Genomic DNA, 10,087 nt, shown 5'->3' with positions numbered 1-10,087 from the left:
ATGACACGCCCGGTCCGCACCCCGGCCGGCACCCCGGTCCGCACCCCGGCCGGTATCCGGCCGGCCCTGGCCGTGGCCCTCGTGCTCACCCTCGCCGCGGGTGCGTCCGCGGCCTGGGCCGGCCTGGACTGGTACGCCGCCGCCCACGACGACTCCGCCGCGTACGCCGTGCAGCGCGACGAGGCGCTCGCGGCGGGGGAGCAGGCCGTACAGAACCTCAACACGCTCGACCACCTGCGCGTGGAGCAGGGGCTCGACCTCTGGGAATCGTCCACGACCGGCGACCTGCATCAGCAACTCGTCGAAGGACGCGCGGAGTTCACCGGTCAGGTGAAGAGCGCGAGGACGGTGACCACGGCCCGGGTGCTGTCCGGCGCCGTCACGGAACTCGACGACCGAGCGGGGCGGGCCCGGCTGCTCGTCGCCCTGCGCATCACCGTCACGACGCCCGACAGCAAGAGCACGGACAAGGACAGCCGCATGCTGGGCGAACTCACCCGCACCGACGGCCAGTGGAAGCTCAGCGGTCTGGGGCAGGCCCCCGTGGGCGGCACGGCGGCCGGCTGACCGGGCCGTACCGCGACAGCCGCCCGCACCCGAAAGGACACGCACGATGCCGACGCCCCGCCACCACCTCAACCGCCAGCGCCGCCGCCAGGCCCTCGCCGACCAGCCGGCGCCCGGCGACAGGCCCCGTACGCCCGTGGGCGTCCTCACCGAGCCCGCCCCCCGCACCCGGGAACGACCGGCGGTGAAGTCCGTGCGGGAGAGCGCCGCGGAGCCGAAGGGGGAGGCCGGGGGTGGCGAGAAGACCGGCCGCGCGGTGGGCGGCCGCGTCCCCCTGGTGGTCCTGTGCGTCCTGACGCTCCTGCTCGGCGGCTTCGCCGGATGGGCGTACGGCAGGGCGGGCGAGCTCCGTGACGACCCCGCGCGCGGCAACACCGCCCTCACCGACCTCGCCCGCACCAGTGAGATCAAGGGACAGACGGCCGCGGCCGTCGCCGCGCTCTTCTCGTACGACCACGCCGACACCGCTCCCTTCGAGCGGGCCGGAAAGACCCTCCTCACGGGCAAGGCGGTCGCTCAGCACCGGACGCTGCTCGGCGGGGTGCTCGCCAAGGCGGCCCAGCAGAAGACGGTGATCACCACGACGGTCACCGACAGCGCGGTCGAGCGGATCGACGGCGACCGTGCCCGGGTCCTGGTCTACGCCGACCAGAGCAGCGTGAGCACGGCAGGGACGGGCAAGGGCGGCGAAGCCGGGAAGAAGCAGTCGACGGCCAAGGACCAGGGTGTCTACGCGGGCGCCATGTTCGCCGTGGACGTCGTGCACCGCGACGGGCGCTGGCTCGTCGAGAACATCGACACCTTCGGCCGCTGAGCCGCCCGTCCAGCAGTGAGGAGCCCCGTCAGCCCGCCCAGGTGGCGACGAGCACGGTCGCGTACCGCTCCTCGCAGCTCAGGACCCGCGCCTCCAGACCGCACGCGGAGACCACCTCCACCGCCCGCTCGGCCTGCCGCTCGCTCGTCTCCACGAGCAGGTGCCCGCCCGGCGCCAGCCACTCCCGCGCCTCGGCGGCGACCCGCCGCAGCACGTCGAGACCGTCCGGGCCGCCGTCGAGCGTGACGAGCGGTTCGTGGTCGCGTGCCTCCGGAGGCAGCAGCCCGATGTCCCCGGTCGGTACGTACGGCACGTTGGCGACCAGGATCCCGACCCGGCCCCGCAGCTCCCCGGGCAGCGGGGCGAAGAGATCGCCCTCGTACACCAGGCCGCCGCGCGGTTCGACGTTCCGCCGGGCGCAGCGCACCGCCGCCGGCTCGATGTCCGAGGCGTGCACCTCCGCGCCCTCGACCCGGTCGAGCAGCACCGCGCCCGCCGCGCCGGAGCCGCAGCACAGGTCGACGCAGACGGCGCCCGGCCGGGCCAGCTCCACCGCGTGCTCGATCAGGAACTCCGTACGCCGCCGGGGTACGAACACCCCGCCGTCCACCTCGATGCGCAGCCCGGCGAACTCGGCCCAGCCCACGACGTGCTCCAGGGGCAGGCCCGAGGCCCGCCGCTCGACCATCAGGTCGAGTTCGGCGGGTCCGGCCGCCGCCGCGAGCAGCATCTCCGCCTCTTCCTCGGCGAAGACACAGCCCGCGGCCCGCAGCCGCTCGACGACGCTCGTGTCAGACAAGCTGCGCCTCGATCGCGGAGACGACCTCGGGGGCGTCCGGCTCGGTGCGCGGACGGAAACGCGTGACCTGGCCGTCACGGCCGATCAGGAACTTCTCGAAGTTCCACTGGACGTCACCGGCCTCGCCCTCGGCGTCGGCGACCTTCACCAGTTCCGAGTAGAGCGGGTGACGGCCGTCACCGTTGACGTCGAGCTTCTCCAGGAGCGGGAAGGACACGCCGTACGTCGTCGAGCAGAAGGTCTGGATCTCGTCGGCGCTGCCGGGCTCCTGGCCCGCGAACTGGTTGCAGGGCACGCCGAGCACGGTGAAGCCGCGGTCGCCGTACTCCTTCTGCAGCTTCTCCAGACCCGCGTACTGCGGGGTCAGACCGCACTTGGAGGCGACGTTCACGACCAGGACCGCGTGGTCCCGGTAGTCGGCAAGGGAGACCGGCTCGCCGGTCAGGGTCTTCAGCGGAATGTCGTACAGGCTCATGGACAGCTCCTCGTCGGAATAGGGTTTGATCTCAGCATGGGAGATGAACCACTGGCAATCTCGATCGATTCCGCGCCGGAGGCAGGGCCGCGCCGGGTCCTCTGCCGCCTCTGCGGCCGCCCCCTCACCGGCGCCGACTCCCGCCGCTCCGGACTCGGGCCCACCTGCGACGCCAAACTCCACCCACCGGCCCCCGACATCCGCACCCGCCGCCACGAGGTGGACCAGGACGCCCTCCCCGGCATCGACCAGGTCCTGTAAGGCACTTGGACGGGGAACCGGGCGACGGTACCAGCCGGTAAATCGATGGCCCAGCCCTTTCCCCGCTCGGCACAGTGGGCCGCGATGAGTGCGAAACCCGAGCAACCGGAGTCCTGAGATGTCGACCCTGCGCGTCACCGCCGAAGTCCTGACCGTCCATCCCCACCCCAACGCCGACGCCCTGGAGCTGGCCCAGGTCGGCCTCTATCGGGCCGTCGTCGCCAAGGGCGCCTATCGGACCGGTGACGCCGCCGTCTACATCCCGGAGCAGGCCGTGCTGCCCGTGGAGCTCGTCGAGGAGCTCGGACTCACGGGGCGGCTCGCCGGAGGGAAGTCGGACCGGGTGAAGGCGGTGCGGCTGCGCGGGGAGCTGTCGCAGGGCATCGTGTGCCGGCCCGGCGCGCTCGCCGGCGCCGACCTGACGCGGGCGGCGGCCGAGCGGACCGACTTCGCGGAGACGCTCGGGATCACCAAGTGGGTGCCGCCGATACCGCCGACGATGAGCGGTGACGTGGAGGTCGCGCCGGACCTGCTGCCCTGGGTCGACATCGAGAACCTCCAGCGCTACCCGGACGTGTTCGAGCCCGGCGAGCCCGTCGTCCTGACCGAGAAGCTCCACGGCTCGGCCTGTCTGATGACCTACCTCGCCGAGGAGGGACGCGTCCAGGTCTCGTCCAAGGGCTTCGGGTCGAAGGGACTGGCCCTCCAGGAGGACCCGCGCAATCTGTACTGGCGAGCCGTCCACGGCCACGGACTGGCCGCCGTCGCCGAGCGGCTGGCGAAACGTCTCGGCGCCCGCCGGGTCGGGTTCTTCGGCGAGGTGTACGGCTCCGGCGTGCAGGACCTGGCGTACGGCGCCGACGCCCGGTCCGAGACCGTCGGGTACGCGCTCTTCGACGTCTCGGCCGAGATCGACGGCCGGGTGGAGTGGCTGGACCCGGCCGAGGTCCTGGAGGCCGGCGAGGTCCCGCTCGTCCCGCGGCTGTACTCCGGCCCGTACGACCTGGACACGGTCCTCGCCCACGCGAGCGGCCGGGAGACCGTCTCCGGCCGGGAGGCGCACCTGCGGGAGGGCGTCGTGATCCGGCCCGCGACCGAGCGGTACAGCCCGGTCGTCGGCGGCCGGGCCATCGCCAAGGCGGTCAGCCCGGCCTACCTGACGCGGAAGGGCGGCACCGAGTACGAGTGACCGGACCTGCTCAGAGCTTCCTGAACAGGCCCTCCTGGACCACCGACACCAGGAGCTGCCCCTCGCGGTCGTAGATCCGGCCCCGGGCCAGGCCGCGTCCACCGGTCGCGATCGGCGACTCCTGGTCGTACAGGAACCACTCGTCGGCGCGGAACGGCCGGTGGAACCACATCGCGTGGTCCAGCGACGCCATGTCGAACCCGCGGGGGCCCCACAGGGGCTCCACCGGGATCCGTACCGCGTCCAGCAGCGTCATGTCCGAGGCGTACGTCAGGGCGCAGGTGTGGATCAGCGGGTCGTCACCGAGCGGACCCACGGCCCGCATCCACACCGCGCTGCGCGGGTCCGCGCCCTTGACCTCGTCCTGGGTCCAGCGCAGCCGGTCCACGTACCGGATGTCGAAGGGCTGCCGGCGGGCCATCCGCTCCAGGGCCTCCGGCAGCGTGCCCAGGTGTTCGCGGATCTCGTCCGCGAGGTTCGGCAGGCTCTCCGGGTCGGTCAGGTGCCGCGGCGGCAGCTGATGCTCGAAGGCGCCCTCCTCCGGCCGGTGGAAGGAGGCCGTCAGATTGAAGATCGTCCGCCCCTCCTGCACGGCCGTGACGCGGCGCGTCGTGAAGGACCGCCCGTCCCGCACCCGCTCCACCTGGTACACGATCGGCACGCCCGGCCGGCCCGGCCGCAGGAAGTAGGCGTGCAGCGAGTGCACCGGCCGGTCGCCCTCGGTGGTGCGGCCGGCCGCGACGAGGGCCTGCCCGGCGACCTGCCCGCCGAAGACCCGTTGCAGCGACTCCTGCGGGCTCCGCCCACGGAAGATGTTGACCTCGATCTGCTCCAGGTCGAGCAGATCGACGAGCCTCTCGGCGGGATTGGTCACGACAGGTCTCTCCTCTACAGCTGTCCGACGGACGTCACACGGACGACCGCGCGGCCCTCTTCGTCGGAGGCCGCGAGATCCACCTCCGCGCCGATGCCCCAGTCATGGTCGCCGTTCGGGTCGGCGAAGGTCTGGCGGACGCGCCACAGGCCGTGGGCCGCGTCCTCCTCGATCGAGAGCAGTTTCGGGCCGCGCGCGTCCGGGCCCGTACCGAGGTCGTCGTACTCGTCCCAGTACGCGTCCATCGCCTCGCCCCACGCGTCCGCGTCCCAGCCGGCCTCGGAGTCGAGTTCGCCGAGCGCGTCGACGTTGTCGAGGGCGGCCAGCTCCACCCGGCGGAACATCGCGTTGCGCACGAGGACCCGGAAGGCGCGGGCGTTGGCGGTGACCGGCTTGACCTGGTCGGCCTTCTCCTGGGCCTCCTCGGCCGTCTGGATCTCCGGGTTGGCCAGCTGCTCCCACTCGTCGAGCAGCGAGGAGTCCACCTGGCGCACCATCTCGCCCAGCCAGGCGATCAGGTCCTCCAGGTCCTCGGTCTTCAGGTCGTCCGGGATGGTGTGGTCGAGCGCCTTGTACGCGCTCGCGAGGTAGCGCAGGACGATGCCCTCGGTCCGCGCCAGCTCGTACCAGGAGGTGAACTCGGTGAAGGTCATCGCCCGTTCGTACATGTCACGGATGACGGACTTCGGCGACACCGGGTGGTCGCCCACCCACGGGTGCGACTTCCGGTAGACGTCGTACGCGTGCCAGAGCAGCTCGTCCAGCGGCTTCGGGTACGAGATCTCCTGAAGCCGCTCCATCCGCTCCTCGTACTCGACGCCGTCTCGCTTCATCTGCCCGACGGCCTCGCCGCGCGCCTTGTTCTGCATGGCGGCGAGGATCTGGCGCGGGTCGTCGAGCGTCGACTCGACGACGGAGACCATGTCCAGGGCGTACGAGGGGGATTCGGGGTCGAGCAGGTCGAAGGCGGCGAGCGCGAACGTCGACAGCGGCTGGTTGAGCGCGAAGTCCTGCTGGAGGTCGACCGTCAGGCGGATCGTGCGGCCCTCGGCGTCCGGGGTGTCCAGCTGCTCCACCACTCCGCCGTCGAGCAGCGAGCGGTAGATCGCGATGGCCCGGCGGATGTGCCGCAGCTGGGCCTTGCGCGGCTCGTGGTTGTCTTCCAGGAGCTTGCGCATCGCCTCGAAGGCGTTGCCCGGCCGGGCGATGACCGACAGCAGCATGATGTTGGTGACCTTGAAGCGGGAGGTCAGCGGCTCCGGCTCGGCGTCGATGAGCCGCTCGAAGGTGGTGTCGCTCCAGGCGACGAAGCCCTCGGGTGCCTTCTTGCGGACCACCTTGCGGCGCTTCTTCGGGTCGTCGCCGGCCTTCGCGAGCGCCTTCTCGTTCTCGATGACGTGCTCGGGGGCCTGCGCGACGACGTAACCGGCCGTGTCGAAGCCGGCCCGGCCGGCCCGGCCCGCGATCTGGTGGAACTCACGGGCGCGCAGGGTCCGCACCCGGGTGCCGTCGTACTTCGTCAGGGCGGTGAAGAGCACCGTACGGATCGGCACGTTCACGCCCACGCCGAGGGTGTCGGTCCCGCAGATCACCTTCAGGAGACCCGCCTGCGCGAGCTTCTCGACGAGCCGCCGGTACTTCGGCAGCATGCCCGCGTGGTGCACGCCGATGCCGTGGCGGACGAAACGCGAGAGGTTCTGGCCGAACTTGGTGGTGAAGCGGAAGTTGCCGATCAGCTCGGCGATCTTGTCCTTCTCCTCGCGCGTGCACATGTTGATGCTCATCAGCGACTGCGCGCGCTCGACGGCCTGCGCCTGCGTGAAGTGCACGATGTAGACGGGCGCCTGCCTGGTCTCCAGGAGCTCCGTCAGGGTGTCCGTGATCGGGGTGAGCCGGTACTCGTACGAGAGCGGCACCGGCCGGGTCGCCGAACGGACCACCGACGTCGGCTTGCCCGTGCGCCGGGTCAGGTCCTTCTCGAACATCGACACGTCGCCGAGCGTCGCCGACATGAGGATGAACTGCGCCTGGGGGAGTTCCAGGATCGGGATCTGCCACGCCCAGCCGCGGTCCTGCTCGGCGTAGAAGTGGAACTCGTCCATCACGACCTGGTTGATGTCCGCGTACTTGCCGTCCCGCAGCGCGATCGAGGCCAGCACCTCGGCCGTGCAGCAGATCACCGGCGCGTCCGCGTTCACGGACGCGTCGCCGGTCAGCATGCCGACGTTCTCGGTGCCGAAGATCTTGCACAGGTCGAAGAACTTCTCCGACACGAGCGCCTTGATCGGCGCGGTGTAGAAGGTCACCTGGTCGTTCGCGAGCGCGGTGAAGTGGGCAGCCGCCGCGACCAGCGACTTTCCCGATCCGGTGGGCGTGGACAAGATCACGTTGGCCCCGGAGACGACCTCGATCAGCGCCTCTTCCTGGGCCGGGTAGAGCGTGATGCCCCGGTCCTCGGCCCAGGAGGAGAAGGCCTCGAAGAGGGCGTCGGGGTCGGCGGTCGGCGGCAGCTGATCGATAAGGGTCACGCCCCCATCTTGCCTGGATTCCGCTCGGATGAGGGAACCGGCCACCGGTTCGAAGATCACGGACGATAGGCTCGTCCGTCGACCGGTCGTCAACTGAGCGCCGGCAGGGGAGAAACGGGGCGGGCCAACCATGATGGGACCGGCACACTCGCTGTCCGGAGCGGCGGCCTGGCTGGGTGTCGGAGCGGCCGCGGCGGCCTTCGACCGCCCGATGCCGTGGCCGGTTCTCGTCGTCGGCGCACTCATCTGCGCGGGCGCCGCCCTCGCCCCCGACCTGGACCACAAGTCGGCGACCATCTCGCGCGCTTTCGGACCGGTCTCCAAGGGCTTGTGCGAGATCGTCGACAAGCTGTCGTACGCCGTCTACAAGGCGACCCGCTCCTCCGCCGACCCCCGCAGGTCCGGCGGCCACCGGACCCTCACCCACACCTGGCTCTGGGCGGTCCTGATCGGCGGCGGTGCGTCCGTCGCGGCGGTCACCGGCGGCCGGTGGGCGGTGCTCGCGATCCTCTTCGTGCACCTGGTCCTCGCGGTGGAAGGCCTGCTGTGGCGGGCCGCCCGGATGTCCAGCGACGTCCTGGTCTGGCTGCTCGGCGCGACCAGCGCCTGGATCCTGGCGGGCGTCCTCGACAAGCCGGGCAACGGCTCGGACTGGTTCTTCACCGGACCCGGCCAGGAGTACCTGTGGCTCGGGCTTCCCATCGTGCTCGGCGCCCTCGTCCACGACATCGGCGACGCCCTGACCGTCTCCGGCTGCCCGATCCTGTGGCCCATCCCGGTCGGCCGGAAGCGCTGGTACCCGATCGGCCCGCCGAAGGGCATGCGCTTCCGGGCCGGGAGCTGGGTCGAGCTGAAGGTCCTGATGCCCGTGTTCATGGTGCTCGGCGGGGTGGGCGGAGCTTCGGCGCTCGGCTTCTTCTAGCTGTTCACCGATCGTCGGTACCCCGATGGCTACCCGCTGATCCCCGGTACCCCGAGCGTCGTCACGAGCCGGGTCAGCTCCTCCTGGAAGAGCTTGTCCGGGCTCGTCGTCTGGCGGCCGAGATGCCCGTACACCTCCAGGGCGACGAGTCCGTGCAGGTGCCCCCAGAGCCGTAGCGCGAGGGCGACTCCGGCCGGCGGCAGCTCGGGGAAGGCCGGGCGCACCTTGTCGAGAAGTCCGGCGTCGAAGTCGGTCCAGGTGAACGAACTGTCCCGGTAGAGGGGTTCGGCGTACGGCCAGGCCGCCGCGGCGAGTCCGGCGAGGCCGGTGCACACCCGGCGGGCCGCGTCCGGGGCGGGCCCCTCCTCCGGCGCCCGGTAGCCGGGCACGGGGTCGCCGTACACGAGCCGGAAGCCCTCGGGGTTGGCCAGGGCCCAGGTGCGGAAGGCGCGGGCCCAGGCGAGGATGCGGGCGGCCGGGTCTTCGGTGGGGTGCTGCGTGGCCGCTGCGGCCCAGGCTGCTTCCACGGCGTCGGCGAGGGCCGAGTACACGTCGTCGATGAGCGTGGTGACCAGGTCGTCGCGGGTGGCGAAGTAGCCGTAGATCGCGTTGGCCGTCATGCCCATCTCACGGGCGATGGCCCGCAGGGTGATCGCGTCGGGGCCGCCCGAGGCCATCAGGCGCAGGGCCGTGTCCTTGATCTCGGCCGTGGTCTCGGCCCGCAGCCGCTCACGGCGGCCGCGCCCGGCCCGTGCCGTCCCTGTCTCCGCTGTCCCGGTCATGCGGGCAGCCTATCGCTTCGTTGGTGGGCGTAAGGAAACTGCACGCCGTGCACTTCACGGCGTATAGTTTTCGCACGGCGTCACGCAAGTGATGCGTCAGTGATGCGTCGGAGATGTGAGCACAGGGGAGAGTCATGCACATCGGAGTCATCGGAGCCACGGGCACCATCGGCAGTCGCGTCGTCGCGGAGGCCCTGGAGCGCGGGCACCAGATCAGGGCCTTCAGCCGCGACGCCACGGGGGCGGCGGCGGGGGAGACCCGCGAGAACATCACCTGGGCGAGCCTCGACGTCCTCGACCCGGCGGGAATCGCCGCCGTCCTGCCCGGACTCGACGTCCTCGTCAGCGCTTTCCAGCCCGGAAACGCCGCCCAGGACCTGGCGGACACCGTGCGGCGCTCGATCGCCGACGCCGGGGTCTACGCCACCGCGGCCCGGGCCCTGCTCAAGGCGCTGGAGAGCCACCCCAGGACCCGGCTCATCGTGATCGGCGGCGCGGGCAGCCTGGAGGTCGAGCCCGGTGTGGTCCTCGCCGACGCGGAGGAACGGCTCCACGAGACGCTCGACGGCGTCGGCCTTCCCCGCGCCTACGCGGCGGCGGTACGGGGCCACCGCGACGCCCTGAACGTGCTGCGCACCTCCAACCGCCGCTGGACCTACTTCAGTCCCGCCGAGGACATCGCCCCCGGCGAGCGCACCGGCCGCTTCCGCCTCGGCGAGGACCAGCCGGTCCGGGACGCCGAGGGGCGCAGCCGCGTCTCGGCGGAGGACGCGGCCGTGGCCCTCGTCGACGAGGCGGAACTGCCCCGCTTCGTCCAGCGCCGCTTCACGATCGGCTACTGAACGGGTGGGGGCTCCCGCTCCGGCGGAGCGGGAG

11 protein-coding genes are annotated in these 10,087 nt (G+C 71.6%); 6 read left to right on the top strand and 5 right to left on the bottom strand.

Features of this window, described 5'->3' with window-relative positions; all coding sequences use genetic code 11:
* On the top strand, positions 1-567 hold the full coding sequence (locus OG462_RS08565; RefSeq protein ID WP_406056039.1) for a nuclear transport factor 2 family protein: 567 nt from the start codon (positions 1-3) through the stop codon (positions 565-567).
* A 46-nt stretch (positions 568-613) separates the two neighbouring features.
* Entirely contained in the window at positions 614-1,381 is a 768-nt protein-coding gene (locus tag OG462_RS08560; protein WP_406056037.1) for a hypothetical protein, read from the top strand.
* A 28-nt stretch (positions 1,382-1,409) separates the two neighbouring features.
* Here the strand turns inward: OG462_RS08560 and OG462_RS08555 are convergent, their stop codons facing one another.
* Both OG462_RS08555 and OG462_RS08550 read right to left on the bottom strand, forming a co-directional pair.
* Positions 1,410-2,180: a putative protein N(5)-glutamine methyltransferase gene (locus tag OG462_RS08555; protein WP_406056036.1), complete on the bottom strand. Its 771-nt coding sequence runs from the start codon at positions 2,178-2,180 to the stop codon at positions 1,410-1,412.
* On the bottom strand, positions 2,173-2,655 hold the full coding sequence (locus OG462_RS08550; protein WP_406056034.1) for a glutathione peroxidase: 483 nt from the start codon (positions 2,653-2,655) through the stop codon (positions 2,173-2,175). Before OG462_RS08550 ends, OG462_RS08555 begins: the two co-directional genes overlap by 8 nt.
* Positions 2,656-2,691: 36 nt before the next feature.
* Between OG462_RS08550 and OG462_RS08545 the strand changes: the two genes are divergently transcribed.
* On the top strand, positions 2,692-2,916 hold the full coding sequence (locus OG462_RS08545; RefSeq protein ID WP_406056032.1) for a DUF6011 domain-containing protein: 225 nt from the start codon (positions 2,692-2,694) through the stop codon (positions 2,914-2,916).
* A 118-nt stretch (positions 2,917-3,034) separates the two neighbouring features.
* Entirely contained in the window at positions 3,035-4,105 is a 1,071-nt protein-coding gene (locus OG462_RS08540; protein ID WP_406056030.1) for an RNA ligase (ATP), read from the top strand.
* A 10-nt stretch (positions 4,106-4,115) separates the two neighbouring features.
* Here OG462_RS08540 and OG462_RS08535 read toward each other — a convergent pair whose 3' ends face one another.
* Together OG462_RS08535 and OG462_RS08530 are read right to left on the bottom strand one after the other, a co-directional pair.
* Positions 4,116-4,979: an acyl-CoA thioesterase gene (locus OG462_RS08535; protein WP_406056028.1), complete on the bottom strand. Its 864-nt coding sequence runs from the start codon at positions 4,977-4,979 to the stop codon at positions 4,116-4,118.
* 14 nt (positions 4,980-4,993) lie between these two features.
* Positions 4,994-7,567 carry a DEAD/DEAH box helicase gene (locus OG462_RS08530; protein WP_406056026.1) on the bottom strand — a complete coding sequence of 858 codons (2,574 nt, stop codon included), beginning with the start codon at positions 7,565-7,567 and terminating at the stop codon, positions 4,994-4,996.
* A gap of 70 nt (positions 7,568-7,637) precedes the next feature.
* On the opposite strand from OG462_RS08530, the gene OG462_RS08525 reads away from it, so the two are divergent.
* On the top strand, positions 7,638-8,429 hold the full coding sequence (locus OG462_RS08525; protein ID WP_406056024.1) for a metal-dependent hydrolase: 792 nt from the start codon (positions 7,638-7,640) through the stop codon (positions 8,427-8,429).
* A gap of 29 nt (positions 8,430-8,458) precedes the next feature.
* Here OG462_RS08525 and OG462_RS08520 read toward each other — a convergent pair whose 3' ends face one another.
* Positions 8,459-9,211: a TetR/AcrR family transcriptional regulator gene (locus OG462_RS08520; RefSeq protein WP_406056022.1), complete on the bottom strand. Its 753-nt coding sequence runs from the start codon at positions 9,209-9,211 to the stop codon at positions 8,459-8,461.
* 134 nt (positions 9,212-9,345) lie between these two features.
* Between OG462_RS08520 and OG462_RS08515 the strand changes: the two genes are divergently transcribed.
* Positions 9,346-10,053 (top strand): NAD(P)-dependent oxidoreductase, encoded by a 708-nt coding sequence (locus tag OG462_RS08515; RefSeq protein ID WP_406056020.1) that lies wholly within the window; start codon positions 9,346-9,348, stop codon positions 10,051-10,053.
* The last annotated feature ends 34 nt before the right edge of the window (positions 10,054-10,087 follow it).

The organism is Streptomyces sp. NBC_01077 (assembly GCF_045162855.1).
GTDB lineage: Bacteria > Actinomycetota > Actinomycetes > Streptomycetales > Streptomycetaceae > Streptomyces.
The sequence above is the reverse complement of the archived record's forward strand: the minus strand, read 5'-3'. Positions and strand labels throughout refer to the sequence as shown.